Origin of the sequence: Streptomyces sp. 71268 (genome assembly GCF_029392895.1) — a bacterium.
GTDB lineage: Bacteria > Actinomycetota > Actinomycetes > Streptomycetales > Streptomycetaceae > Streptomyces.
Genome location: NZ_CP114200.1, coordinates 3,121,066 through 3,146,058, shown reverse-complemented (window position 1 = coordinate 3,146,058; position 24,993 = coordinate 3,121,066). Strand labels below are relative to the sequence as shown.

Genomic DNA, 24,993 nt, shown 5'->3' with positions numbered 1-24,993 from the left:
CTGCTGCACGGATGGTGGCCCCACCGGTACGTTCCGTACTGGTGGGGCCATTGTCGTGTCGAGGGGATCTCTTTGCGAGCGGAACTGAGCACGATAAGACGGGTTTCGCACACCGGCTGCTTCTTCCTGCTAAGGGGCGCGCAATGTCGAACAAGCGTGTAGCTTCCGGGGGCAAGAGATCGGGGGCCGGGCGCGGGCTGGGGGGCTCGCACCGTCGCGACGGCACGATCTCGGTCGACACGGGGACCACGGACAACCGGGACGGTCGTCCCCGGGCGGATGGGGGGAGTTCATGGGCGTGCGAGTCATGGTGGTCGACGACCACCGACTGCTCGCCGAGGCGCTCGCCTCGGCGTTGAAGCTCCGCGGGCACCGGGTGCTCGCCGCTGCCGCGCCGAGCGCGGGGGCGGCGGACCTGGTGGTGAGCCGGGCACCCGAGGTGTGCCTGCTGGGCACCGGCACACCCGCCGAGCCGGGCGTGTTCGAGCCGGTGGTGCGGATCAAGAAGGAGCGGCCCCAGGTCGCGGTCGTCGTGCTCGGTCCGGTGCCCAGTCCGCGCGGCATCGCCGCCGCCTTCGCGGCCGGCGCCTCCGGGTACGTGCGGCACGACGAGCGCATCGAGGGCGTCGAGCGCGCCATGATCAAGGCGCGCGCCGGGGACGCGGCGGTGGCGCCGGGTCTCCTGCAGGGCGCGTTCGCGGAGTTGCTCAACCCCGCGGCGCAACCCGACGACGAGGGCGCCCGGTTGCTGCAACTGCTCACCCCGCGCGAGGTCGAGGTGCTGGTCAGGGTCGCCGAGGGCGAGGACACCCGGCTGATCGCGGCGGGCATGGCCATCGCGCCGAGCACGGCCCGTACGCACGTGCAGCGCGTCCTGATGAAGCTGGGCGTCGGCTCCCGCCTGGAGGCGGCGGCGCTCGCGGCGCGCACCGGGCTGCTCGACCGGGCCACGGCCTCCCGGCGCGCCGCCGCGCTGGACGCCCCGGCCGACGCGCCCGCCGACCGCCCCGGCACGGTCCCACCGCAGGCCACCGGCCCGCTGGCCCCGGGACGTCCCGGCGCCGGCGGCCCGGCCGCCCCGGGCCGGCTCGGTCGCGGCGGCCAGGCCCCGCCGCCCCGTGGCCCCGCCGCCCAGGGACACCCGGGGCGGGTCGCCCCCGGTCACGGCGAACCGGGCCAGGCGCCGCCGGGGCGCGGGCCGGGCGGCTCCGGCTACCCCGGCCGCCCGGGCCGCCCCGAACTCGGCCCGCGCGGCGGCCCGGGCGGCGGCCCGGGCCCGGCCCCGGGGCCCGGCCGGGGCTGAGCGCGCGCTCCGGGGGCGGGCTCAGGGGGCCGGTGTGTCCCGGTCCGGGCCCGGGTCCCGCGCGGTGTCCGCCGCCCGCGCGGGGTCGGCCGGGGGCGGCGGGGGCGTGGGGCGCAGGTGGAGCCAGGCGAGGAAGAACACGCCGAGGGCGAGCATGCCCAGGCCCGTCCACAGGTTGATGTTGATGTTCTCGGCCTTCTCCAGGTCCGCGTCGGACGCGGTGAGGCCGGCGATGGTGACCAGCACGCCGTAGACCACGAACAGGCCGCCGATGATGCGGCGTACGTCGAAGAGTCGGGCCGCGGTCGCTGACGTGCGCTCAAGCTCGTCGACCTCGTGCTGATAGTCGCTCATGAGGCTGCTTCCTTCGCGGGAGAGGGGCGCTCGGCGCCCGCGTGCGGGGCGGCGGTCACAGGGAGAAGGGGAGGTAGCACAGCGCGGCCAGGATGACCGCGCCCCAGCCGAGCAGCGCGGGCTTGCGGTACCACGCGTCGTCGCCCTCGGCGGGCGGCTCCGACATGCCGGGCGAGCGTGTTCCGTAGACCAGGCCCGCCAGTTGCTCCACCGGCTTGGGCCTGGTCACCAGCGTGACGGCCACCATCACCACCGCGCCGACGACGAAGGCCACGATCGCCGAGACGAAGTTGGCGCCCTGGTCGGAGGGGATGTCGATGACCTGCTGCTTGTACAGCCAGAAGTAGTTCAGCATCGCGGCCACCGTGCCGGACAGCAGCCCCCAGAACCCGGCCGGGCCCGTGGAGCGCTTCCAGAACATGCCGATGATGAACACGCAGAACAGCGGCACGTTGAAGAAGGAGAACAGGGTCTGGAGGTAGTTCATGATGTTGCTGAAGCTGGCGGCGATGAAGGCCGTGCCCATGCCGAGCACGACGCCGATCGCGGTGATCCAGCGCCCGGTGGCCAGGTAGTACGCGTCCGGGCGGTCCTTCTTCACGTACGCGCCCCAGATGTCGTTGGTGAAGACCGTGTTGAAGGACGAGACGTTGGCGGCCATGCCCGCCATGAACGCCGCCAACAGGCCGGTCACCGCGATGCCGAGGACGCCGTTGGGCAGCAGGTCGCGCATGAGGACCGGGATGGCGTCGTTGTACTCCAGCCCGCTGCCCTCCTTGCCCAGCGTCGGCTCCATCACCAGGGCGATCAGGCCCGGCACGATCACCACCATCGGGATGAGGATCTTGGGGAAGGCCGCGATGAGCGGGGTGCGCTTGGCGGCCGAGAGGTTCTTGGCCGACAGGGCGCGCTGCACCTCGGCGAAGTTGGTCGTCCAGTAGCCGAAGCTGAGCACGAAGCCGAGGCCGAGGACGATGGTCAGCCAGTTGGCGCCCAGCGCGTTGGCCTCGCCGATGCCCGTGCCGTCCCAGGCGCTGAGGAAGTCCTCGCCGCCGGTGCCCTCCTCGCGGCCCTCGCCGGTCAGCGAGTCCGTCAGGCCGTCCCAGCCGCCGACCCGCTTGAGCCCGACGACGGTGAGCGGAATCAGCGCGGCGAGGATGACGAAGAACTGGAGTACCTCGTTGTAGATGGCTGAGGAGAGGCCGCCCAGGGTGATGTAGCCGAGCACGAAGAACCCGGCGACCACGATCGCCACCCACTGCGGCCAACCGAGCAGGGCCTCCAGGACGATCGCCATCGCGTACAGGTTGACGCCGGCGATCAGCACCGAGGAGACGGCGAAGATGAGGGAGCTGAGCAGGTGTGAGGAGGGCCCGAAGCGGTGCAGCAGGAACTCCGGCACGGAGCGGACCTTCGACCCGTAGTAGAAGGGCATCATCACCAGGCCCAGGAAGACCATGGCCGGGATGGCGCCGATCCAGTACCAGTGCACGGTGTACGCGCCGTACTGCGCCCCGTTCGCCGCCATGCCCAGGATCTCCGTCGCGCCCAGGTTGGCCGCGACGAAGGCCAGGCCCGTCACCCACGCGGGCAGCGACCTGCCCGACAGGAAGAAGTCGAGGCTCGTACGCACGCTGCGGCGCGCGGCGTAGCCGATGCCCAACACGACGACGAAGTAGATCGCCAGGATGGAGTAGTCGAGCCAGTTGACGGAGAGCCGGAGTTCCTCGGCTAGCTGATGCATGGGCCTCTCGCTTCTTCGCGCGAACGGAACGCCAAAGAAAGTACGCGCTATTGTTTGATTCTGAAAGCTAATGTTGGAACATTTTCGGATCGTGACAGGGGTACGGAGTGAAGAAGACGTCGACCCGCCTCGCGGATGGGCGCGAACTGATCTACTACGACTCCCGCGACGACGTGGTGCGCGACGACCGGGACCCGCGGCCGCTGGAGGCGGTCACCACCTCGTCCGAGATCCGGGCCGACCGGCTGCTCGGCGACCGCGTCGCCATCGCCTCGCACCGCCAGACGCGTACCTACCACCCGCCCGCCGACGCCTGCCCGCTGTGCCCCTCGCGCCCGGCCGCCCCGGAGGAGGGCCGCGCGGCCCGGCACAGCGAGATCCCCGCCACCGACTACGACGTCGTCGTCTTCGAGAACCGCTTCCCCTCGCTGGCCGGCGACGCCGGGCGCTGCGAGGTGGTCTGCTTCACCGCCGACCACGACGCCTCCTTCGCCGACCTCACCGAGGAGCGGGCCGCCCTCGTCCTGGCCGCCTGGCGCGACCGCACCGCCGAACTGTCCCAACTGCCCGCCGTCGAGCAGGTCTTCTGCTTCGAGAACCGGGGCGCCGAGATCGGCGTGACCCTCGGCCACCCGCACGGCCAGATCTACGCGTACCCCTTCGTCACCCCGCGCACCGCGCGCATGCTGGAGTCGTTGGCCGCGCACCGTGAGCGCACCGGCGGCCGGAACCTGTTCGACGACGTGGTCGCCGACGAGCTGGCCGACGGGCGCCGCGTCGTCATCGACGCCGAGCACTGGGCGGCCTTCGTCCCCTACGCCGCCCACTGGCCGTACGAGGTGCACCTCTACCCCCGGCGCCGGGTGCCCGACCTGCTGGCCCTGGGGGAGGCGGCGCGCGCCGAGTTCCCGCGGGTCTACCTGGAGCTGCTGCGCCGCTTCGACCGCCTCTTCGGCCCCGACGAACCGCCCACGCCCTACGTCTCGGCCTGGCACCAGGCGCCGCTGGGCGCCCCCGACCGCGCCGAGTTCGCGCTTCACCTTGAGCTTTTCACCATCCGAAGGACTTCCGGCAAGCTGAAGTTCCTCGCGGGTTCCGAATCCGGCATGAATGTGTTCATCAACGATGTGCCGCCGGAGGCCGCGGCGCAGCGACTGCGAGAGGTAGCGAGCACGTGAGCAACGGACAGAAGTACCTGGTCACCGGCGGAGCGGGATACGTCGGGAGCGTGGTCGCGGCACATCTGCTGGCGGCCGGGCACCAGGTGACCGTCCTGGACGACCTGTCCACCGGGCACCGGGTGGGCGTGCCCGAGGGCGCCGAGTTCATCGAGGGGCGCGTCCAGGACGCGGCGCGCTGGCTGGACGCCTCGTACGACGGCGTGCTCCACTTCGCGGCGTCCTCGCAGGTCGGCGAGTCGGTCGTACGCCCCGAGAAGTACTGGACGAACAACGTCGGCGGCACCATGGCGCTGCTGGCCGCGATGCGCGACGCGGGCGTGCGCACCCTCGTCTTCTCCTCCACGGCCGCCACCTACGGCGAGCCCACCGCGACGCCCATCGTCGAGGACGCGGCGACCGCGCCCACCAACCCGTACGGCGCCAGCAAGCTGGCCGTGGACCACATGATCAGCGGCGAGTGCGGCGCGCACGGCCTGGCCGCCGTCTCGCTGCGCTACTTCAACGTCGCCGGCGCCTACGGCCGCTACGGCGAGCGCCACGACCCCGAGTCGCACCTGATCCCGCTGATCCTCCAGGTCGCCCAGGGCAAGCGGGAGGCGATCTCCGTCTTCGGCGACGACTACCCGACGCCGGACGGCACCTGCGTGCGCGACTACATCCACGTCGCCGACCTCGCCGAGGCCCACCTGCTCGCCCTCACCGCCGCCACCGCCGGCGAGCACCTGATCTGCAACCTCGGCAACGGCAACGGCTTCTCGGTGCGCGAGGTCATCGAGACGGTGCGCAAGGTCACCGGGCACCCGGTGCCCGAGGTGGTCGCCGCGCGCCGGGGCGGCGACCCGGCGGTGCTCGTCGCCTCCGCCGAGCGCGCCAGGGACCGGCTCGGCTGGCAGCCCACCCGCGCCGACCTGGCCGGGATCGTCGAGGACGCCTGGGAGTTCGCCCAGCGCAAGGAGCGGGAGAGCGCGTGAACGAGCGTGGCGCGCGACGGCCGACGGCGGACCGGACGACCCGGTCGGCCCCGGCCGCCGCGCTCCCCGGCGACGGGGCTGACGGAACCGGTGGCGTCGGCGGCGAACGCGCGCGGGTGGCGGCGGCCGTCGCCGGCTTCCGCGCGGCGCACGGCGCCGAACCGGCCGGTGTGTGGGCCGCGCCGGGCCGGGTGAACCTGATCGGCGAGCACACCGACACCAGCGGCGGCCTGGCCATGCCGTTCGCGCTGCCGCACACGACGCTGGCCGCCGCGTCGCCCCGCCCGGACGGGGTGCTGCGGCTGCACTCGGCCGACGCCCCGGGCGGCGCGGTGGAGCTGACCGTCGACGCGCTGGACCCGGCCGCCGGGGGCGGCTGGGCGGCCTACCCGGCCGGAGTGGTGTGGGCCATGCGGGAGGCGGGGCTGCCGGTCGGCGGGGCCGACGTGCACTTCACCAGCACCGTGCCCACCGGCGCCGGCCTCTCCTCGTCGGCGGCCCTCGAGGTGGCCACGGCGAGCGCGCTGAACGACCTGTACGGCCTCGGCCTCACCGCCGAGCGCGTGGCCGGGCTCGCCCAACGGGCCGAGAACGGCTTCGTCGGGGTGCCCTGCGGAATCATGGACCAGATGGCGTCCGCCTGCTGCGTCCCGGGCCACGCGCTCTACCTGGACACCCGTAGCCTGGCCCACCGCGCCGTCCCCTTCGACGTGGCGGCCGACGGGCTGCGGCTGCTGGTGGTCGACACCCGGGTCCAACACGAGCTGGGCGACGGCGCGTACGCCAACCGGCACGCCGCCTGCGAGCTCGGCGCGCGGCGGCTCGGCGTGCCGGCGCTGCGGGACGTGGCGTACGAGGAGTTGGGCGCCGCCCTGGAGAAGCTGGCCGACGACCCCGTCGTACGGCGCCGGGTGCGGCACGTGGTGACCGAGAACCGCCGGGTCGAGGAGGTCATCGCCCTCCTTGAGGCGGCGGACACCCGGGCGATCGGGCCGGTGTTGACCGCCGGTCACGCCTCGCTCCGGGACGACTTCGAGGTCTCCTGCGCCGAACTCGACCTGGTGGTGGAGGCGGCGAACGCGGCGGGCGCGCTCGGCGCGCGGATGACCGGCGGCGGTTTCGGCGGCAGCGCCATCGCCCTGGTGCCGGACGCGGCGGCGGACGCGGTCGCCGCGGCCGTCGCCGAGGCGTTCGCGGCGGCGGGCTTCCGCGCCCCGCGGATCTTCCCGGCGGCCCCCGCCGCCGGCGCGCGCCGGCTCCCGACCGACTGACCAGGCGCCGGCTCCCGACCGGCTGGCCGGGCGCCGGCTCCCGGCTCCCGATCGGCTGCCCCCGCGCCGGGGCGGCTTTTGGCCAGGCGGCGATCGGCTCGCCCCCTGGCCGGCGGGTCCGCCCGCACCGTCAGCGGAGCGGGGGCGGGCGGGGCGCGGGGCCGCGCGCCACCGATCGCGGCCTACGCGCCGTCGGCGATGCGCTTGACCAGCAGGTGGTCCGTCTCGCCCGGCGGGTAGTCCTCGACCACGCCCACGATCTTGTAGCCCAACTTCTCGTAAAAGCGAGGCGCTTGGAACCCCCAGGTCTCCACCCGGGCGTGCAGGCAGTCGAGTTCGTCGCGCGCCTTGCGCTCGGCCTCGGCCATCAGCCGCGAGCCGAGACCCGCGCCGCGCCACCGCTCGTCCACCCACAGCAGGTCCACGTGGAGCCAGTGACCCCAGGCGTAGCCGACGAGGCCGCCGGCCAACTCCCCGTCCGCGTCCCGGGCGTAGAGCTGAAGTGGCCGTTCGTCGTCGGCGGGGGTGCCGCGCAGCGCGCGCATGACGGGTGACCGGGCGGCGTTGGAGTCTTCCAACCGCTCCTCGATCAGATTTCTCCGGTCATGATTGACTTCTTCCTCAATGTGGAACACAGGGCTCAGCCTAAACAGTTGGCTGGGGCAGTTTTGTAATTTCGCTTCCGTTGCACGACCTCGGTCGTAGGCTGATGCACAGCGCCGGTGGGGGCCGGTGCTTATCAGGGGGCGAGGCAGGCAGGTACGACGCCTGGGGCTGCGTCTTCGGCTCCGTGCGGCGGCGGCCGTCGGGACTGGTGGCGGGGCACGTGGGTTCCGGCCGGCGGGCTTGAGTTTCGGGCGCCGTACCCGCACTGTTTGTTCGCTCAACGCGCTCCACCTGGTCCACGGCACATTCGCAGGGCTCTCCGCACGCACCGGTTCGTGGTTTCTCGCTTTCTGTTCTCCGTTCAACGTCTCTCTTTTTCTCCGTATCCGCGTTCGCGGGACATGGGTAGTCCATGGGGGTGGCTATGGCACGTATCCGGGTTCTGGTGGCCGACGACCATCGCATCTTCGCCGAGTCGCTCGCCGCCGCCCTCGCGGCGGAGCCGGACGTGGACGTCGCGGCGGCCGGCAGCGGCCCAGCCGCCATGCGCTCCCTGGAGCGGGCGTCGGCCGAGGGGCGTCGGTTCGACGTGCTGCTGGTCGACGCCGACCTCGGCGTCGCCGTCAGCGACATCGCGCCCGCCAGACCCGAACGGCTGCCAGAAGGCGTCGCCGAGCGCCCCGAGCGGCGCGCGGTGGACGGAATCTCCCTGGTCGACGGGGTGCGCACGGCGCAGCCCGCGGTGCGCACCGTGGTCCTCGCCGAGCGCGACGACCCGCGCCGGGCCGCGCTGGCGCTCCAGGCCGGGGCGAGCGGCTGGGTGGCCAAGGACTGCTCGCTCTCCCGGCTGCTCGCGGTCATCCGCGGCGTGCTGCGCGACGAGACCCACCTGCCGCCCGCGCTGCTGACCGGTGTGCTGCGCGAGCTGACCGCGGCCCGCAAGCATCGCACCGAGAGCGAACGCCTCGTGGAGTCGCTGACGCCCCGCGAGCGCGAGGTGCTGCGCTGCATGGTGGCCGGCCTCGGCCGCAAGGCGGTCGCCGAGCGGCTGTACCTGTCGCCGCACACGGTCCGTACGCACATGCAGAACGTGCTCGGCAAGCTGGGCGTGCACTCCACGCTGGCCGCCGTCGCGCTGGCCCGCCGCGCGGGGGTCGGCCCGGTGGACCTAGCCGGGGAGGTTGTCGAACGGGGCGGTCAGCTCGCGTAGCAGCCCGGCCAGTTCGCGGCGCTGCCCCGCGGACAGCTCGGCCAGGATGGCCCGCTCCTGGGCGAGCAGCCCGGCCAGCGCCTGATCGGCGCGGTCCCGGCCCTCGGCGGTCAGCCGCACCAGCACCCCGCGCCGGTCGCTGGGGTCCGGCAGCCGCTCGACGAGGCCCTTCTTGGCGAGCCGGTCGATGCGATTGGTCATCGTGCCCGACGTGACCAGCGTCTGCGTCAGCAACTGCCCGGGCGAGAGCTGGTACGGGGCCCCGGCGCGCCGCAGCGAGGTCAGTACGTCGAACTCCCACGGCTCCAGTTGATGCTCGGCGAAGGCGATCCGCCGCGCCCGATCCAGGTGCCGGGCGAGCCTGCTCACGCGGCTCAGCACCTCCAGCGGCTCCACGTCGAGGTCCGGGCGTTCCCGCCGCCACGCCGCGACCAGCCGATCGACCTCGTCCTCCATGGCGATCAGTGTAGTGGGTCTGTCGATATGAAGTCTCTTGACGTCGAGAGATATTTGGCGTGATGCTTGGGCATCGAAGGGCGGGAAGCGCCCTTGCGCTTCGGAACGACCTGAACCTGCAAGGGGGTTCGAACATGCCCGAACTACCGCTCTGGGACCCGAAACAGTATTTACGTCACTCCGTCCACCGCACGCGCCCCTTCCTCGATCTCCTCGCCCGCATCCCCGACCTGCCCCCGCAACCGGCCGACAGCGCGCCCGGCGACCCCACACCCCGACCCGCCACACCCGCCCCGCGCATAGCTGACCTGGGCTGCGGCCCGGGCAACGTGACCGCCCTGCTCGCCACCCGGTGGCCCACCGCGCACATCACCGGGTACGACAACTCGGCGGACATGCTCCGCGAGGCACAGGCCCACGCCGGACCCACCCAGGGCGGCGGCAGGCTCGATTTTCGGCCCGCCGACGCCGCCAACTGGGTACCCGAGGAACCGTACGACCTGATCGTCTCCAACGCGGCCCTGCAGTGGGTGCCGAACCACCCCGAGTCCTTCGAGTCCTGGGTGGGCGCCCTCACCCCGGGCGGCACCTTCGCCTTCCAGGTGCCCGGCAACTTCGTCTCGCCCAGCCACGCGCTGCTCGGCGAACTGTGCGACACCCCGCGCTGGCGGGACCGCCTCGACGGGCAGGGCCGCCGCTTCGTGCACATCCTCAGCCCGGCCGCCTACCTGGAGCGCCTGATCGGCCTCGGCTGCACGGTCGACGCCTGGGAGACCACCTACGTGCAGGTGCTCGCCGGCGCTGACCCGGTGCTCGACTGGGTGAAGGGCACCGCGCTGCGGCCGATCCTGACCGCGCTGGCCGACGACCCCGAGACGACCGCGGAGTTCCTCGCCGAGTACCGGGACCTGCTGCGCAAGGCGTACCCGCAGGGCCCGTACGGCACGGTCTTCCCCTTCCGCCGCATCTTCGTCGTGGCCCGCCGGGCGGACGGATGATCGCGGCGGTGGACCATGTCCAACTCGCCGCCCCACCCGGCAGCGAGGACGCGCTGCGCGCGTACTACGGGGGCGTGCTCGGCCTGACCGAGGTCCCCAAGCCACCGCCGCTCGCGGCCCGGGGCGGCCCCGAGCGTTGAGCCACCCGCTGGGTACGCCACCGACCCCTGGCCCCGGCCTCGATCCGCGGGCCGGGGCCGGGGTCGCGTGCTACGCGTCGAAGACGCGGCGCAGGTCGATCTCGACCGGGTACGGCAGGTCGGTCCGCAGCACGTCGGTGTGCACGGGGCCCGCCGGGGCGGGGGCGTACACGCCGGTCCGCGCGTCCAGGTGGAACTCGTGCACGACCGGCGCGTCGTCCTCGCCGCGCTCCACCCGCCAGAAGTACGGCACGCCCGCCTCCGCGTACATCGCCGGCTTGCGGAACCGGTCCTCGCGGCGCGAGCCCTGCGAGACGACCTCTACCACGAGCGCCACCGCCGCGACGGGCACGCACTCCAGCGAGAAGAAATCGAGCCCGGTGCGGTCGAAGACGACCACATCGGGCTTCGGGGGGTTGTACGCGTCCACCAGGACGCAGCGCTCCGCGTTGACGGCGAAGGGGGCGGAGCGGGCGCCGCGCAGCGCGAAGTACAGCTCGTCCCGCACTGTGTCGTGCCACTGACAGGTTCTCCCCCGGACCACGATCGACCCGTCCACCAGTTCCCATGCGAAGGGCAGGTCCAGGTCCTTGACCTGCTCATAAGCCCAGCCCTGAGCTGGAGGACGCATCCAGTTGATCGGCTCGGCGGTCACGACTTCCCCCTTCCCGCTCAGTCTCCCGCAGCTTAACTGTCGGCCCCGCCAGGAGATCCGTTTCAGCGGCCGACCCCAGCGCGCGAAAGCCCCGCCCCCCCGCTCGTACGGGACGCGGGGGAGCGGGGCCGGTTTCGGCGGGGTGGGGCTCAGTTCTTGCGGTGGCCTATCAGGCGGGGGCTGGGCTCCAGGCCGTCGAGGCCGTGCCAGGCCAGGTTCACCAGGTGGGCGGCGACCTCGGCCTTCTTGGGCTTGCGGACGTCCAGCCACCACTGGCCGGTGAGGGCCACCATGCCGACCAGGGCCTGGGCGTAGAGCGGGGCCAGCTTGGCGTCGAAGCCGCGGGCCTTGAACTCCAGGCCCAGGATGTCCTCGACCTGGGTGGCGATGTCGCTGATCAGCGAGGCGAAGGTGCCCGTCGACTGCGCCACGGGCGAGTCCCGCACCAGGATGCGGAAGCCGTCGGTGTACTGGTCGATGTAGTCGAGCAGGGCGAAGGCCGCCTGCTCCAGGAGTTCGCGGGGGTGCCCGGCGGTCAGGGCGCCGGTGACCATGTCGAGGAGCTGGCGCATCTCGCGGTCCACGACGACGGCGTACAGCCCCTCCTTGCCGCCGAAGTGCTCGTAGACCACCGGCTTGGAGACCCCGGCCTTGGCCGCGATCTCCTCCACCGAGGTGCCCTCGAAGCCGCGCTCGGCGAAGAGCGTGCGACCGATGTCCAGCAGTTGCTCGCGGCGCTCCTTGCCCGTCATGCGGATACGCCGCGCTCGCCGGCCCCCCGTGCTCCCGGACCGGCTCTTGCTGCTGTTGGTACTGCTGTCGATCGCCACGTCCTCCATCATGCCGCGCCGGCGGTTTCCCTCACCCGGTCGGCGGTGGCGTCCGTGCGGCGGGCGTCGAGCCGGTTCTCGGTGGGCCAGCGCACGTCATAGGCCCAGCCGGCCTTCTCGAACCAGCGGATGATGCGGGCGCTGGAGTCGATCTGGCCCCGCAGCACGCCGTGCCGGGCGCTGGTCGGGTCCGCGTGGTGCAGGTTGTGCCAGGACTCGCCGCAGGAGAGCACCGCGAGCCACCACACGTTGCCCGAGCGGTCGCGGGACTTGAAGGGGCGCTTGCCCACCGCGTGGCAGATGGAGTTGATCGACCACGTCACGTGGTGCAGCAGCGCGACCCGCACCAGCGAGCCCCAGAAGAAGGCCGTCAGCGCGCCCTGCCAGGACCAGGTCACCAGGCCGCCGACGAGCGGCGGCAGGCTCAGCGAGACGAGCGTCCACAGCACGAACTGGCGGGAGATACGACGCAGCGCCGGGTCCTTGACCAGGTCCGGCGCGTACTTGTGCTGCGGGGTCTGCTCCTCGTTGAACATCCAGCCGATGTGCGCCCACCACAGGCCCTTCATGAGCGCCGGGACGCTCTCCCCGTACCGCCAGGGCGAGTGCGGGTCGCCCTCGGCGTCGGAGTACTTGTGGTGCTTGCGGTGGTCGGCGACCCAGCGGACCAGCGGGCCCTCGACGGCCAGCGAACCAGCGATCGCCAGGGCGATCCGCAGGGGCCGCTTCGCCTTGAATGAACCGTGCGTGAAATACCGGTGGAACCCGATGGTGATGCCGTGGCAACCGATGTAGTACATCGCGACCAGCAGTCCGAGATCCAACCAGCTAACCCCCCAACCCCAGGCCAGCGGGATGGCCGCCAGCAAGGCGACGAAGGGGAGGACGATGAACAACATCAGGGTGACCTGCTCGATCGAACCCTTGTTGTCACCGCCCAGAGTCGCGGGCGGAAGGGGAGAATCCGGGCCTTTTGGTACGTCGTCGATCGCGCCGGGGCTTGCAGTCATGGGTTCCCTCAGGGGGGTCGGGACACGGCTACGCATACGTAACCTACGGCTACGTAAGTATGGCAGGGCCGCGTCTCGGGACAAGGGGGCTGTGGATAACGGGCGATGCGGCGCCCGCGACCAGGGGTCCTATCCTGGTGCGGTCGGACAGCGCGGTCCGCAAAATCGCCCAAAGTGCTCGTACTCGCGAGGAGCCGCACCTGTGAGCAGTGCCGAGACCGCCAGCAACGCCCATCTGGCCCCCGAACACACCCACCCCGCGGACGGTGCCGCGGGCGCCGCGGACACCACCCGCCAGGGCGCAGCCCTTCGGGCGGACATCCGCCGCCTGGGGGACCTGCTGGGGGAGACCCTCGTTCGCCAGGAGGGTCGCGACCTCCTCGACCTCGTGGAGCGCGTACGCGCCCTGACCCGTACCACCGGCGCGGGCAAGGACGCCGAAGCCCAGCCGGGCGAGTCGGCCGCCGAGCTGCTCGAGGCCACGGACCTGGAGACCGCCGCCAAGCTCGTACGGGCCTTCTCCACCTACTTCCACCTGGCCAACGTCACCGAGCAGGTGCACCGAGGCCGCGAGCTGCGGGCCCACCGCGCGGCCGAGGGCGGCATCCTCGCCCGCACCGCCGACCAGCTCAAGGACGCCGACCCCGAGCACCTGCGGGAGACCGTCGCCCACCTGAACGTACGGCCCGTCTTCACCGCCCACCCCACCGAGGCCGCCCGCCGCAGCGTGCTGAACAAGCTGCGCCGCGTCGCCTCCCTCCTCGACCGGCTCGCCGACGAGGGCGACAGCCGCCGCACCCAGTTGCGACTGGCCGAGAACATCGACCTGCTGTGGCAGACCGACGAGCTGCGGGTGGCCCGGCCCGAGCCCGCCGACGAGGCCCGCAACGCCGTCTACTACCTGGACGAGCTGCACGCCAACGCCGTCGGCGACGTCCTGGAGGACCTCGCCGCGGAGCTGGAGCGCGTCGGCTCCCCGCTGCCCGCCGGCACCCGGCCGCTGACCTTCGGCACCTGGATCGGCGGCGACCGCGACGGCAACCCCAACGTCACCCCCGAGGTCACCTGGGACGTCCTGCTGCTCCAGCACGAGCACGGCATCACCGACGCCCTGCGGGCCGTCGACGACCTGCGGGCCGCCCTGTCCAACTCCATCCGCAACGGCGGGGCCACCGAGGAGCTGCTGGCCTCCCTCCGGGCGGACCTGGACCAGCTACCGGAGATCAGCCCCCGCTACAAGCGGCTGAACGCCGAGGAGCCGTACCGCCTCAAGGCCACCTGCGTCCGGCAGAAGCTCATCAACACCCGCGAACGGCTCGCCGCCGGCACCGCCCACCAGGCGGGCCGCGACTACCTGGGCACCGCGGAACTCCTCGCCGACCTCCAGCTCATCCAGGACTCGCTGCGCCAGCACCGCGGCCAGCTCATCGCCGACGGCCGCTTGGAGCGCACCATCCGCACGCTGGCCGCCTTCGGCCTCCAGCTCGCCGTGATGGACGTGCGCGAGCACGCCGACGCGCACCACCACGCCCTCGGGCAGCTCTTCGACCGGCTCGGCGAGGAGTCCTGGCGGTACGCCGACATGCCGCGCGACTACCGGCGCAAGCTGCTCGCCAAGGAGCTGCGCTCGCGCCGCCCGCTCGCCCCCTCGCCCGCCCCGCTGGACGCCGCGGGCGCCAAGACGCTCGGCGTGTTCCGCACCGTGCGCGAGGCGTTGGAGCGGTTCGGGCCCGAGGTCATCGAGTCGTACATCATCTCCATGTGCCAGGGCGCCGACGACGTCTTCGCCGCCGCCGTGCTCGCCCGCGAGGCCGGGCTGATCGACCTGCACGCCGGCTGGGCCAAGATCGGCATCGTGCCGCTCCTGGAGACCACGGACGAGCTGCGCGAGGCAGACCGCATCCTGGACGACATGCTGGCCGACCCCTCCTACCGGCGCCTGGTCGCGCTGCGCGGCGACGCGCAGGAGGTCATGCTCGGCTACTCGGACTCCTCCAAGTTCGGCGGCATCACCACCAGCCAGTGGGAGATCCACCGGGCCCAGCGCCGGCTGCGCGACGTCGCGCACCGGCACGGGGTGCGGCTGCGGCTCTTCCACGGTCGCGGCGGCACGGTCGGGCGCGGCGGCGGCCCCACCCACGACGCGATCCTCGCCCAGCCCTGGGGCACCCTGGAGGGCGAGATCAAGGTGACCGAGCAGGGCGAGGTCATCTCCGACAAGTACCTGGTGCCCTCCCTCGCCCGGGAGAACCTGGAGCTCACGGTGGCGGCCACGCTCCAGGCGTCCGCGCTGCACACCGCCCCGCGCCAGTCCGACGAGGCGCTCGCCCGCTGGGACGCCACCATGGACACCGTCTCGGACGCGGCGCACGACGCGTACCGCGCGCTGGTGGACGACCCGGACCTGCCCGCCTACTTCTTCGCCTCCACCCCCGTGGACCAGTTGGCCGAACTGCACCTGGGCTCGCGCCCCTCGCGCCGCCCGGACAGCGGCGCCGGGCTCGACGGGCTGCGGGCCATCCCGTGGGTGTTCGGCTGGACCCAGTCGCGGCAGATCGTGCCCGGCTGGTTCGGCGTCGGCTCCGGGCTCAGGGCCGCCCGCGAGGCCGGGCTCGACACCGTCATCGACGAGATGCACGAGCACTGGCACTTCTTCCAGAACTTCCTGTCCAACGTCGAGATGACGCTCGCCAAGACCGACCTGCGCATCGCCCGGCACTACGTGGACACCCTCGTGCCCGACGAGCTGAAGCACGTCTTCTCGGTCATCGAGGCCGAGCACGAGCTGACCGTCCGCGAGGTGCTGCGCATCACCGGCGGCAAGGAACTCCTGGACACCAACCCGGCGTTGAAGCGCACCTTCCGTGTCCGGGACGCCTACCTGGACCCGATCTCCTACCTCCAGGTCACCCTGTTGCACCGGCAGCGCGAGGCCGCCAAGCGCGGCGAGGAGCCCGACCCGCTGCTGTCCCGCGCCCTGCTGCTGACCGTCAACGGCGTGGCGGCCGGCCTGCGCAACACGGGCTGAGCGCGCGTACGACACGCGTACGGCAGCCGAACCGGGCCGGCTCCCCTCGGGGGCCGGCCCGGTCCGCGTCCGGAGCCGCCGCACCCCGGCCCCTGACGTCGCGGCGTACCGCGCGACCCGCGGGCCTCAGCGGCACGTCAGGGTGAGGCGGCGCAGCTCGATCCGCTCGCTGGACCTGGTGGCGCCGGTCTCGTACAGCACCGCGACCCCGTCGCGCCCGGTGGGGGCCAGGTCGGAGTAGGCGGCGGGCCCGGCGGCGACCACGGCCTCGCGCGCCCAGGTGCGGCCGGCGTCCGCGCTGCGCCGGACCGTCAGTTGACGGCGCTCGCGGGGGTGTTCGGGGGCGGAGAACAGCAGGGCCGGGCACGCGGCGTCGTCGGCGTGCAGCAGCGCGCCCTTGACGACGGGCGCCACCAGCTTCGGGCGGGGCTGGTAGGGCGCGGTGAAGCGGGTGCCGCCGTCGGCGCTGTACGTGTCGAGCCGGGTCGCGGGGTGGCTGCCGCCCTGGTCGCGGGCGTTGACGTAGAGCCGGCCGTCGGGCAGTTCGGCGACGGCGTTCTCGTCCGGCCGCAGCCGGCCGTCCGTGTGGTGGTCGCGGGCGCCGACCCGCCAGGTCCGGCCGTGGTCGTCGCTGTAGATGAGGTGGGCGCCGGAGCCGCGCGCCGTGGTGTGGTTGGCGGCCACCACGAGCCGCCCCGGGTGCCGCTGCGTGAGGGCGATGCCGTGCCCCGGGCCGGTCGCGTACCAGCGCCACCCGGCCGGCTTCACGCTCCGGGTGATCTCCCTGGCCCGGGACCAGGTCGCCCCCGCGTCGGCGCTGCGCTGCACGTACACGCGCCGGCTGTCCCCGGCCGACACGGTGCCCGCCTCGATCTCCGGCTGGGTCACCGAGCCCGACTGCCGGATGGTGAGCAGGACGACGTCCCCGCTGGCCGGGTCGACGACGGGGGCGGGGTTGCCGGCCACGTTCCGCCCGTTGTCCGAGACCCGGGTGAGCGGCCCCCAGCGACACCCGCCGTCGGTCGAACGCCGGCTGACCACCTCGATGTCCCCGTGGTCCGCGGCGCTGGTTCGGCGCCCCTCGGCGAAGGCGAGCAGATCGCCCCCGACGCGGGCCAGGGCGGGGATGCGGAACGTGTGGTAGCCGGCGGTTCCCGAGACGAAGGGGGTGGAGGTGGTGCAGGCGGCGGCACGGGGCGGGTCGTCGGACTTCTTGAGCGCCTGCGCCGTGAGCGGGACGGCGGCGACGGTGAGCACTAACGCGGCGGCGCCCCACGGGCGTCTTCGCCGGAACAGGGTGCGGATCATGCCGGGACTATGGCACCGCCCGGGAGGGGTTGTGCGGCTATTCCGCCATTCATGGGCGGTGCGGACGTGACCTCTCCGCGGCCCGCCCCACCCTCACAACACCACGAACGCCGCCCCCAACACCCCCACCCCCGCCAGCCCCAGTGCCCAGGCCGGGCGGTGGAGGCGGAGGGCGCCGGCGAGGAGGACGGAGGCGAGGAGGAGGGCGCCACCCAGGGGGACCCAGGCGTAGAGGAGGCCGGGGAGGCCGGTGCGGACCGCGTCGTGGGTGCCGGGTTTGAGGACGACCGGGACGCGCTGGCCCCTGCCGTCGGTGACGGTGGCGTCGATGCGTACCCTCGGGTGGTCCGCGCCCGCGGCGCCCGCCGTGAAGGGGCCCGTGCACCAGTCGTCGTGGCAGGCGGCGACCGTGAGCGTGCCGCGCTCCTTGCCCTTGGTGAGCATCGCGTGCTGGGCCGTGCCCCACGACGTCCACACCCCGGCCGCGAGCACCACCAGCACGACCAGCGCCATCACCACGTGGCGGCCGAGCAGCAGCAGCCCGTACGCGCTCTCGCCGGCCCGGCGCAACCGGCCGCGGCGTGCGGCACGGCGCGGTGGCGGGGCGGGTGCGGCCGGCGCGTGCCCCGGCGCGTGCCCGGGGTCGGGCGCGGGAGCGGAGCCGCGAGCGGGGCCGGTCTCGGCGGTGGGCGCGACCCGTTGGGCGGGGATGCGGCCCGTCGCGGCGGCGGGGGCGGGAGCGGGGGTCGCACCGTGCGCCGTGCGCTCGGAGTTCGTTCCGGTCGGCACCATGGCGGCGATCCTTGGGCCTTGGGGCCGGCCGCGTCAAGGCGCGGGTTACGTGTCGGTAGCAACGGTGGCCACATGTCCGCTATGCCCCCGCCCGGTGGGCTCGGCCCGAGGTCACGGGCGTGCGTCGGGCCGGCGGGTGGTGGTGGCCGGCGCTACGTCACGAGTTGTACGCGCTCTGCGCGCGCTCCAACCCTTCGAGGATCAGCGCCTCCACCGCGTCGGCCGCGCGGTCCACGAAGTAGTCCAGCTCCTTGCGCTCGGTGGACGAGAAGTCCTTGAGCACGAACGCGGCCACGTCCATCCGGCCCGGCGGGCGGCCGATGCCGAAGCGGACCCGGAAGTAGTCGGGGCCGAAGGACTTGGTGAGCGACTTGAGGCCGTTGTGCCCGTTGTCGCCGCCGCCGCACTTGAGCCGCAGCGCACCGTAGTCGATGTCCAACTCGTCGTGGACGGCGATGATCCGGGCGGCGGGCACCTTGTAGAAGTCGCTGAGCGCGGCCGTCGGGCCGCCCGAGAGGTTCATGTACGACATCGGCTTGGCCAGCACCACGCGGCGGTTCGCCGGGCCCGGCGGGCCGATGCGTCCCTCCACGACCTGAGCGCGCGCCTTGTGCGCCTTGAACCGGCCGCCGACGCGCTGCGCGAGCAGGTCGGCCACCATGAAGCCCACGTTGTGCCGGTTGGCCGCGTACTCGGGGCCCGGGTTGCCCAGGCCCACCACGAGCCAGGGGCCGTCTGCGTCGCTCATCTGCGTGCTCTCCGGTGCGTGGGGTGAGGTGGGGCGGCTGGGGTGCGGGGCGCCGCGCGGGTGGCGGGCGCGTGCGAACCGTAGCGGGCCGGGCGGCACGCCCACCGCGCGGGCCCCGGACGCCGCGCGCCGCCGGCCCGACCCGGGGCGCGGGGCGGAACGGCGGCGGCGGTGTGGTGCGGGGTGACAACCGCGAGGCTGTCAGGGTGACTCCTGGGCTCAGCCCTCGGAGCCCTCGCCCTCACCCTCGGACTCGGCCGGGGCCTCGGCCTGGGCGGCGACGACCTGGAGCACGACGGCGTCCTCGTCGACGGCCAGCGTGGTGCCGGCGGGCAGGGTGATGTCCTTGGCCAGCACGGAGTGGCCGGAGTCCAGGCCCTCGATGGAGACGGTGACCGACTCCGGGATGTGGGTGGCCTCGGTCTCGACGGGCAGCGCGTTCAGCACGTGCTCCAGCAGGTTGCCGCCCGGCGCGAGGTCACCCTCGGTGTGGATCGGAACCTCGACGGTGACCTTCTCGCCGCTCTTGACGGTCAGCAGGTCCACGTGGACCAGGAAGCCACGGATGGCCTCACGCTGCACCGCCTTGGGGATGACCAGTTCCTTCTTGCCGTTCAGGTCGAGCGCGATGAGCACGTTCGGGGTCTTGAGCGCCATCATCAGCTCGTGGCCCGGCAGCGAGACGTGCACCGGGTCGGCGCCGTGGCCGTAGATGACACCGGGGACCTGCTCGGTGCGACGGAGACGGCGGGCGGCGCCCTTGCCGAACTCGGTGCGGAGCTGTACGGGAACCTTGACCTCAGCCATTGCTGCACTCCTCGTAGAAAAGGGATCTGGAAGCCGTTACTCGGCCTACGACAGACCTGCTACGAAGAGCGCGTCGATAACGGATGGGCCTGTACGGGACAGGGCCTCCCTCGCCGAGCAACTCACCCATGCTACCCGGCGGCCCCCGGCTCACCAATTCGGCGGATTCCGCACCCCGGGCCCGGGTCCCCCGAATCCCGGTTCCGGGCCCGGAGTCCATCGGCCGGGCCCGGCCGAACCCGTGCCCGGCCGAACCCGTGCCCGACCGGGGCCCGCCCCTCGCAGACCGTCGGCCGGGCCCGGGCCCCGTGGCCTAGTCCGTCGCCGCCAGCACGTCGCGGATCACCGGGCCCGCCGAGTCCGAGCCGTGCTGGGCGCCCTCCACCACGCAGGCGATGGCGATCTCGTCGTCGTAGGCGACCAGCCAGCCGTTGTTCGGGCCCTCCTCGGTGACCTCGGCCGTGCCGGTCTTGGCGCCGACCTCGCCGGGCAGGTCGGCCAGCACCTTCGCCGTCCCGTCGGTCACCGTGTCCCGCATCAGGGAACGCAGCGTACGCACCACGTCGGACGGCAGCTCCTCGGTGCGCGGGCCCTCACCCTCGCGCGCGGTGCCGCCCTCGCGTACCAGCAGCGGCATCTGGAACCGGCCGGAGGCGGCGGTGGCCGTCGCCGAGGCCATCACCAGCGGGTTCGCCCGCAGCTTGCCCTGCCCGAACAGCGCGGCCGACTTCTCTGTCTCGTCCCCGGGCACCGGCACCTCGCCGTCGAAGGACGGCGCGCCGGTGAACCACTCCTGGCCGATGCCGAAGTACGTGGACGAGAACTCCGTCAGCTCCCGGTCCCCGAGCTTGTCCCGCAGGCTCACGAAGGCCGTGTTGCACGAGTGGATGAAGTCCTCGCGGAAGGTGGCCCCGCGGATCTCGGACGTTTCCACGTTGTGGAACTGCTTGCCGACCGTCAGGTACTTCGGGCAGTCCACGACGTCGTCCGGCGCCACCACCCCCTTGTTCAGCAGCGCCGCCGAGGTGATCACCTTCATGGTCGAGCCGGGCGCGTACGTGCCGAGGAAGGCGCGGTTGAAGCCGCCGGCGGGCGTGTTGGCCACCGCGACCACCTCGCCGTCGGCGATGCGCAGCGCCACCAGGCCCGCGTTGCGGCCCTTCGCGTGCCGCTCCAGCGCGCGTTCCGCGGCGCGCTGCACGGCAGGGTCGATCGTCGTACGGACCGGCCCGCGCGCGTTCGTCGGCCCGCCGAACCGGGCCTCGGTGCCCCGTACCTCGTCGGTGTCGCGGTCGACGAGCTGCACCGCGCCGCGCGGCTTGCCGCCGCCCATGCCCAGCGCCTGGGCGACGGACGGGTGGTCGGTGCCGGACAGCTTGCCGCCGTCGCGGTCGAGCACCTCGGGCGCCCCGTCCTCGCGCACCAGGCGGAACTTCGCCTCGTCGGACAGCTTGGGGTGGACCAGCCCGAGTTCCCAGCGCACCCGCCAGCCGGCCGCGCCCCCGCCGTCCCCGGTGTCCTTGCCGCCCGCGCCCCCGTCCGCGCGGACCAGCGGCAGCGCCGAGCGGTACTGCCAGGTGCCGAGCCCGCTGATCGGCAGCTTGGCGGCGAAGGAGACGCTGGCCCCCTCGTCGCCGTCGGCCCTGGCCTCCTTCGTGGCGAAGGACGGGCGCCCGATGTCCAGGCCCGCCGTGAAGTTCCGCAGCGTCGTCTCGGCCCGCTCCGGGGCGTCGGTGAGCGCCGCGGCCTTCGCCAGGTCGCCCGCCGCCCAGTGGTCGAGGAAGGCCCGCGCGGTGTGCAGCGCCCGCGGGTCCGCCGCCCGCGAGCCGCCCGCGCCCCCGTCTCCGGAGTTCCACTCGGCCACGGCCCAGGTGCCGCCGCCGGCCACCAGTACGGCGGCGATCGCCGTCGCCACCCCCGCGCGTCGTCTCCGCCGCCCCGCCCGGTACGTCCGCACCCCGGCCTCCCTCGTGTCGCCCCTCGCGCCGGCGCCGCCGGCGCGGCGCCCTCAGCGGCAGCAGAACAGAACGAGCGGCCCTCAGTCCAAGACCCTTATCACCAGGAAAGCCATAGTCATTTGCCTATCATTGCTGTTCATGGACCTGCTGCGGCATCTGCGCTACTTCCGCACCGTGGCCGACGAGCAGCACTTCGGCCGCGCCGCGGAGCGGTTGCGGCTGGCCCAGCCCTCGCTGTCGCAGCGCATCCAACGGCTCGAGCGCGAGTTGGGCGTGCGCCTCTTCGACCGGGGGAGCCGCGGCGTGTCCCTCACGCCGGCCGGGCGGCTCGTGCGCGCGGAGGCCGACGCGCTGCTCGCCGCCGCCGACCGGCTCGACTCCGTCGTCGCCCGGGTCCGCGACGGCGCGGCCGGCACGCTGCGCGCCGCCGTGCCGCCCGACCTCGGCGGGCCCACCGTCGCCGCGCTGCTCACCGGCTACCAGGACCGCTCCCCGGGCAGCACCCTCGACCTGCGCGAGCTGACCACCATCCAGCAGGTGCGCGAGCTGGCCGTCGGCACCCTGGAGGCCGGCATCGTGCGCCACCCGTGCCCGGCCGAGGGGCTGGACTTCGGGCCGCTGCTGCACCAGCCGCTCGGCGTGCTGTTGCGCGCGGACGATCCGCTGGCCGCCGCGCCCCACGTCCCGCTCGCCGACCTCACCGGCCGTGACCTGGTCCTCTTCCCGCGCGCCACGGCTCCGGCGCTGTACGACGAGACGCTGACCCGCGCCGCCCGGCACGGCTGCACCCCGGCCGCCGTGCACGAGGCCCGTGGCGGCGACTTCGCCCAGGCCCTGGTGCTCTCCGGGGCGGCCGTCGCCCTGCTGCCCAGCGCCGCCGGCCAGCCCGGCGCGGTCTGGCGCCCGCTCGCCGGCACGCCGCTGACCTGGCGCACCTCCACGGCCTGGCCCCGGGACCGGGACAGCCCCGCGGTGCGACGGTTCGCCGAGGCGGCGTACGAGGCGCTGCGCGCCGGTGCCGGCATGCTGCCCGACCACCCGCCCGGGCCGCCACCGACGGCGGGCCCGCCGCCGACCCCGGGCGCGGGCGCCGGTTCGGCTTCCGGGGCGGGTGAGGCGTACGGTGCGATCCTCGCTGCCGAGGCTGCCGACGCCGAGGCCGCTGCCGGGGCGCGCGCCGGCGCGGCGCCTGAGCCGGCCGCCGGCCCCGGGTCGGGCCCGGAGCCGGGCGCCGACACCATCGAGGAGGGCCGCTCGGGCGCGGACGCGAGCCGTGGCCAGGGCGGGCCCCCGGCCGCGCCCGGGCCCGCCGAGGAGGAGACTCGCGCCCGGCCGCTGTACCCCCGTCCCGCATCGGAGTTCCCGCTGTGACCGACCACGACCCCGGCCGCCCCGGTCGCGGCGCCGACCGACCAGGCGCCGACCGACCCGGCACCCCCGCGCCCAGCTCTGCCGCGCCCGGGGCCGGCTCTCCCGCGCCCGGGGCCGGGGCCGTCGCGTCGCCCGTCCGCGGGGCGGCGCGGGCCGTGGCCCGGATCAGGGACGCCTTCGCCGACGCGGGGGTGACCGGGCTGCTGCACGCCCGGGACATCGACACCGGCGCGGAGCTGGGGCTCGGCGCCGACGCGCTGATGAGCACCGCGAGCGTGCACAAGCTGTGCCTGGTCAGCACGGTGTTCCGGGAGGCGGCCCGGGGCCGGGTCGACCTCACCCAACAGGTCGAGGTGCCGGCCGACCAGCGTACGAAGGGGCCCACCGGGCTCGCGATGATGCTGGACCCGGCCCGGCTCTCGCTGCGGGACCTGGCCGCGCAGTCCATCGCCGTCAGCGACAACACCGCGGCCGACGTGCTCTGGGACCGGGTCGGCCTGGACGCCGTCAACCGCGCCATGGCCGAGCTGGGGCTGCGCAGCACCCGCGCCGTGCACACGATGCGCGACCTGTACGCGTCGATGACCGCCGACGCGGGCGCGGCCGGGGTCGCGGCGCTGGTCGAGCCGGCGACCCTGGCCAGGCTGCGGGTGCTCGACCCCGCGCACACCAACCACAGCACCGCCCGCGACCTGACCGCCCTGCTCGCCGCGGTCTGGCGCGACGAGGTGTGCGACGGCGAGCACGGCAGGCTCCTGCGACGTGTCCTCGGCCTCCAGGCGTGGAGCCACCGGCTCGCCTCCGGCTTCCCCTTCGACGACGTGCGCGTCTCCGGCAAGACCGGCACCCTGCCCACGTTGCGCCACGAGGCGGGCGTCGTGGAGTACCCCGACGGGGGCCGGTACGCCGTCGCCGTCCTGACCCGCTCCGCCAGCACCGCCATCACCCTGCCGGCCGCCGACGCGGTCATCGGCACGGCCGCCCGGATCGCGGTGGACGCGCTGCGCGCCGGCGCCCGCTGAGGCGCCCCACCACGCGCCGGGGCACGCTGACCGCCGGCTGCGAGCCCGCCCGTACGCCGGCCCGCACGTCGCCCCGTGCGCCCACCCATGGGCGTAACCCCGCGCGTACGCCCCACCTGGCCCGTACGCGCACGCACCGCGCCCGCACACGCGAAAGGGCCGCTCCCCGGTCTGGGGGAGCGGCCCTTCGCGATGGACCCGAGGGTTCGCCGGGCTAAGCGGCCCGGCGGGAGGTCACGCCTGCTCGTCGAAGAGGCTGGTGACGGAGCCGTCCTCGAAGACCTCGCGCACGGCACGCGCGATGGTCGGGGCCATGGACAGGACGGTGACCTTGTCGAGGTCGATCTCGTTCGGCGTGGGCAGGGTGTTGGTAAAGACAAACTCGCTGACCTTCGAGTTCTTCAGGCGGTCGGCGGCGGGGCCGGACAGCACACCGTGGGTGGCCGTCACGATGACGTCCTCGGCACCGTTGGCGAACAGGGCTTCGGCGGCGGCGCAGATGGTGCCGCCGGTGTCGATCATGTCGTCGACCAGGACGCAGACCCGGCCACGGACGTCACCGACGACCTCGTGCACGGTGACCTGGTTGGCGACGTCCGGGTCGCGCCGCTTGTGCACGATGGCCAGCGGCGCGCCGAGCCGGTCGCACCAGCGGTCGGCGACGCGGACCCGGCCGGCGTCGGGGGAGACGACGGTCAGCTTGGAGCGGTCCACCTTGGCGCCCACGTAGTCGGCCAGCAGCGGCAGGGCGAACAGGTGGTCCACCGGGCCGTCGAAGAAGCCCTGGATCTGGTCGGTGTGCAGGTCCACGGTGAGAATCCGGTCGGCGCCGGAGCACTTGAGCAGATCGGCGATCAGGCGGGCCGAGATCGGCTCCCGACCACGGTGCTTCTTGTCCTGGCGGGCGTAGCCGTAGAACGGAACGATCACCGTGATGCTGCGCGCGGAGGCCCGCTTGAGCGCGTCGATCATGATGAGCTGTTCCATGATCCACTTATTGATCGGAGCCGTGTGGCTCTGGATCAGGAAGCAGTCCGCACCGCGCGCGGATTCCTGGAAGCGAACGTAGATCTCGCCGTTGGCGAAGTCGAATGCCTTGGTCGGGACCAGGCCGACGCCCAACTGCTGGGCGACCTCCTCGGCCAGCTCGGGGTGGGCGCGGCCGGAGAAGAGCATCAGCTTCTTCTCGCCGGTCGTCTTGATCCCGGTCACAGCAGATCTCCTTGGATT

General features: G+C 73.5%; 21 protein-coding genes and 2 pseudogenes. 10 read left to right on the top strand and 13 right to left on the bottom strand.

What is annotated here, in order from left to right; translation table 11 throughout:
* Nucleotides 1–292: 292 nt before the first annotated feature.
* Nucleotides 293–952 (top strand): annotated as a pseudogene (locus OYE22_RS11740) (LuxR C-terminal-related transcriptional regulator); the annotation flags it as partial.
* A gap of 372 nt (nucleotides 953–1,324) precedes the next feature.
* Here the strand turns inward: OYE22_RS11740 and OYE22_RS11735 are convergent.
* Entirely contained in the window at nucleotides 1,325–1,657 is a 333-nt protein-coding gene (locus OYE22_RS11735) for a hypothetical protein (protein WP_277320364.1), read from the bottom strand.
* Nucleotides 1,658–1,712: 55 nt separating this feature from the next.
* On the bottom strand, nucleotides 1,713–3,401 hold the full coding sequence (locus OYE22_RS11730) for a sodium:solute symporter family protein (protein WP_277320363.1): 1,689 nt from the start codon (nucleotides 3,399–3,401) through the stop codon (nucleotides 1,713–1,715).
* A 107-nt stretch (nucleotides 3,402–3,508) separates the two neighbouring features.
* Here OYE22_RS11730 and galT point away from each other — a divergent pair, with 107 nt between their 5' ends.
* The 3 genes from galT (at nucleotide 3,509) to galK (ending at nucleotide 6,824) form a co-directional block, all read left to right on the top strand.
* Nucleotides 3,509–4,579 carry a galactose-1-phosphate uridylyltransferase gene (galT, locus tag OYE22_RS11725; RefSeq protein WP_277320362.1) on the top strand — a complete coding sequence of 357 codons (1,071 nt, stop codon included), beginning with the start codon at nucleotides 3,509–3,511 and terminating at the stop codon, nucleotides 4,577–4,579.
* The gene (galE, locus tag OYE22_RS11720; RefSeq protein ID WP_277320361.1) at nucleotides 4,576–5,553 is read left to right on the top strand and encodes a UDP-glucose 4-epimerase GalE; all 978 of its coding nucleotides are present in this window, start codon (nucleotides 4,576–4,578) and stop codon (nucleotides 5,551–5,553) included. Before galT ends, galE begins: the two co-directional genes overlap by 4 nt.
* Nucleotides 5,554–5,669: 116 nt before the next feature.
* Complete coding sequence (gene galK, locus OYE22_RS11715; RefSeq protein ID WP_277324095.1) at nucleotides 5,670–6,824, top strand: galactokinase; 1,155 nt, start codon at nucleotides 5,670–5,672, stop codon at nucleotides 6,822–6,824.
* 182 nt (nucleotides 6,825–7,006) lie between these two features.
* On the opposite strand, the gene OYE22_RS11710 is transcribed toward galK, so the two are convergent.
* On the bottom strand, nucleotides 7,007–7,459 hold the full coding sequence (locus OYE22_RS11710; RefSeq protein ID WP_277320360.1) for a GNAT family N-acetyltransferase: 453 nt from the start codon (nucleotides 7,457–7,459) through the stop codon (nucleotides 7,007–7,009).
* A gap of 395 nt (nucleotides 7,460–7,854) precedes the next feature.
* On the opposite strand from OYE22_RS11710, the gene OYE22_RS11705 reads away from it, so the two are divergent.
* A complete protein-coding gene (locus OYE22_RS11705) occupies nucleotides 7,855–8,640 on the top strand; it encodes a response regulator transcription factor (protein ID WP_277320359.1) in 786 nt (261 codons plus the stop codon).
* Here OYE22_RS11705 and OYE22_RS11700 read toward each other — a convergent pair.
* Nucleotides 8,599–9,096: a MarR family transcriptional regulator gene (locus OYE22_RS11700; protein ID WP_176163697.1), complete on the bottom strand. Its 498-nt coding sequence runs from the start codon at nucleotides 9,094–9,096 to the stop codon at nucleotides 8,599–8,601. The genes OYE22_RS11705 and OYE22_RS11700 overlap by 42 nt on opposite strands.
* Before the next feature lie 134 nt (nucleotides 9,097–9,230).
* Between OYE22_RS11700 and OYE22_RS11695 the strand changes: the two genes are divergently transcribed.
* Both OYE22_RS11695 and OYE22_RS11690 read left to right on the top strand, forming a co-directional pair.
* Nucleotides 9,231–10,094, top strand: coding sequence for a trans-aconitate 2-methyltransferase (locus tag OYE22_RS11695; RefSeq protein WP_277320358.1), 864 nt, complete (start codon nucleotides 9,231–9,233; stop codon nucleotides 10,092–10,094).
* Nucleotides 10,091–10,222: pseudogene (locus OYE22_RS11690) on the top strand (glyoxalase); the annotation flags it as partial. The gene OYE22_RS11695 and the pseudogene OYE22_RS11690, both read left to right, overlap by 4 nt.
* A gap of 82 nt (nucleotides 10,223–10,304) precedes the next feature.
* On the opposite strand, the gene OYE22_RS11685 reads toward OYE22_RS11690, so the two are convergent.
* The 3 genes from OYE22_RS11685 to OYE22_RS11675 all read right to left on the bottom strand — a co-directional run bounded on the left by OYE22_RS11685 (nucleotide 10,305) and on the right by OYE22_RS11675 (nucleotide 12,729).
* Entirely contained in the window at nucleotides 10,305–10,889 is a 585-nt protein-coding gene (locus OYE22_RS11685) for a Uma2 family endonuclease (protein ID WP_277320357.1), read from the bottom strand.
* Nucleotides 10,890–11,038: 149 nt separating this feature from the next.
* A complete protein-coding gene (locus OYE22_RS11680; RefSeq protein ID WP_277324094.1) occupies nucleotides 11,039–11,728 on the bottom strand; it encodes a TetR/AcrR family transcriptional regulator in 690 nt (229 codons plus the stop codon).
* Nucleotides 11,728–12,729, bottom strand: a complete 1,002-nt coding sequence (locus tag OYE22_RS11675) for a fatty acid desaturase (RefSeq protein ID WP_277320356.1) — start codon at nucleotides 12,727–12,729, stop codon at nucleotides 11,728–11,730. The genes OYE22_RS11680 and OYE22_RS11675 overlap by 1 nt, the downstream gene beginning before the upstream one ends.
* Nucleotides 12,730–13,048: 319 nt before the next feature.
* On the opposite strand from OYE22_RS11675, the gene ppc reads away from it, so the two are divergent.
* Nucleotides 13,049–15,757, top strand: coding sequence for a phosphoenolpyruvate carboxylase (gene ppc, locus OYE22_RS11670; RefSeq protein ID WP_277324093.1), 2,709 nt, complete (start codon nucleotides 13,049–13,051; stop codon nucleotides 15,755–15,757).
* 126 nt (nucleotides 15,758–15,883) lie between these two features.
* Here the strand turns inward: ppc and OYE22_RS11665 are convergent, their stop codons facing one another.
* The 5 genes from OYE22_RS11665 to OYE22_RS11645 form a co-directional block, all read right to left on the bottom strand.
* Entirely contained in the window at nucleotides 15,884–17,065 is a 1,182-nt protein-coding gene (locus OYE22_RS11665) for a sialidase family protein (RefSeq protein WP_277320355.1), read from the bottom strand.
* Between the two features lie 93 nt (nucleotides 17,066–17,158).
* Nucleotides 17,159–17,857 (bottom strand): hypothetical protein, encoded by a 699-nt coding sequence (locus OYE22_RS11660; protein ID WP_348652207.1) that lies wholly within the window; start codon nucleotides 17,855–17,857, stop codon nucleotides 17,159–17,161.
* 157 nt (nucleotides 17,858–18,014) lie between these two features.
* The gene (gene pth / locus OYE22_RS11655) at nucleotides 18,015–18,605 is read right to left on the bottom strand and encodes an aminoacyl-tRNA hydrolase (protein ID WP_277320354.1); all 591 of its coding nucleotides are present in this window, start codon (nucleotides 18,603–18,605) and stop codon (nucleotides 18,015–18,017) included.
* Nucleotides 18,606–18,824: 219 nt separating this feature from the next.
* The gene (locus OYE22_RS11650) at nucleotides 18,825–19,412 is read right to left on the bottom strand and encodes a 50S ribosomal protein L25/general stress protein Ctc (RefSeq protein ID WP_277320353.1); all 588 of its coding nucleotides are present in this window, start codon (nucleotides 19,410–19,412) and stop codon (nucleotides 18,825–18,827) included.
* 313 nt (nucleotides 19,413–19,725) lie between these two features.
* A complete protein-coding gene (locus tag OYE22_RS11645; protein WP_348652206.1) occupies nucleotides 19,726–21,327 on the bottom strand; it encodes a penicillin-binding transpeptidase domain-containing protein in 1,602 nt (533 codons plus the stop codon).
* A 181-nt stretch (nucleotides 21,328–21,508) separates the two neighbouring features.
* Between OYE22_RS11645 and OYE22_RS11640 the strand changes: the two genes are divergently transcribed.
* Nucleotides 21,509–22,741, top strand: coding sequence for a LysR family transcriptional regulator (locus OYE22_RS11640; RefSeq protein ID WP_277320351.1), 1,233 nt, complete (start codon nucleotides 21,509–21,511; stop codon nucleotides 22,739–22,741).
* Nucleotides 22,742–22,896: 155 nt separating this feature from the next.
* Nucleotides 22,897–23,763: a serine hydrolase gene (locus OYE22_RS11635; protein ID WP_277320350.1), complete on the top strand. Its 867-nt coding sequence runs from the start codon at nucleotides 22,897–22,899 to the stop codon at nucleotides 23,761–23,763.
* A gap of 234 nt (nucleotides 23,764–23,997) precedes the next feature.
* Here OYE22_RS11635 and OYE22_RS11630 read toward each other — a convergent pair whose 3' ends face one another.
* Nucleotides 23,998–24,975 carry a ribose-phosphate diphosphokinase gene (locus tag OYE22_RS11630; protein WP_277320349.1) on the bottom strand — a complete coding sequence of 326 codons (978 nt, stop codon included), beginning with the start codon at nucleotides 24,973–24,975 and terminating at the stop codon, nucleotides 23,998–24,000.
* Between the last annotated feature and the right edge of the window lie 18 nt (nucleotides 24,976–24,993).